General features: G+C 63.2%; 1 protein-coding gene. It reads right to left on the bottom strand.

Going from position 1 to position 867, the window contains the following annotated elements:
- Window positions 1–867, bottom strand: an 867-nt coding sequence (locus BQ8482_RS33895; RefSeq protein ID WP_123151536.1) for an IS3 family transposase, incomplete at both ends; no start/stop codon positions are given.

The raw sequence follows: 867 nt of genomic DNA on the forward strand, positions 1-867 counted from the left end.
GATTGATAATCGATCGCGGAATGTAGGCGCTGCTTGTTGTACACGGCGTCGATGAATTCGCCGATCCTGTTCCTTGCATCGTCGATGTCGCGATAGGCTCTGCCGTCGGCTTCCTCCTCCTTCAGCGTTCGCATGAAGCGCTCGGCCTTGGCATTGTCGTAGGGATTGCCCACCCGGCTCATGCTCGGCTGGATGTCGTGTGCCGCAAGTCGGGCGGCGTACTCGGCACAGGCATATTGCACGCCGCGATCGCTGTGATGGATGATGGATCCCGGTGCCGGCCTGCGCACCGCAATCGCTTGGTCGAGCGCCTCGATCGCCAGTTCAGCCCTGAGATGGATCGCCAGTGCCCAACCGATGACTTTGCGACTGAACGCATCGAGCACGACAGCCAGATAGGCGAATTCCTCGGCGAGGTGGACATAGGTGATGTCGGCGACCCAGAGTTGGTCGATGTCCGCCAGTTCGAGGCCTCTTGCCAGATTGGGCACGATCCGCCAGCCATGCCTGGAATTCGTCGTCATCGGCACGAAAGCGGCCCTGCGCAGGCAAAGCAGGTTGTCCTCCCGCATCAGGCGCAGCACGCGCTTGTGGTTCACATGCCAGGCTTCCCGGCCCAGCAGCACGGCAATCCGGCGATAGCCATAGTGTGGGTTCGCCAGCGCCAGGCGTTGAATGGCATCGCGCAAGCCCGCTTCCTCGCGGCGTGGCGACGAGGCCTGCCAGTACCGGTAATAGCCTGACCGGCTCACGCCAGCCAGCCCGCACATCCGCTCGAGCGCGATCATGCCTTGCAGCCCGGACACCATCATCGACTGGATGACCGCGTAGATGTCGTCCCGCCAGGCGCGCCGCTCCGCTGGTGCG

The sequence above is a fragment of the Mesorhizobium delmotii genome, assembly GCF_900149755.1.
Lineage (GTDB): Bacteria > Pseudomonadota > Alphaproteobacteria > Rhizobiales > Rhizobiaceae > Mesorhizobium > Mesorhizobium delmotii.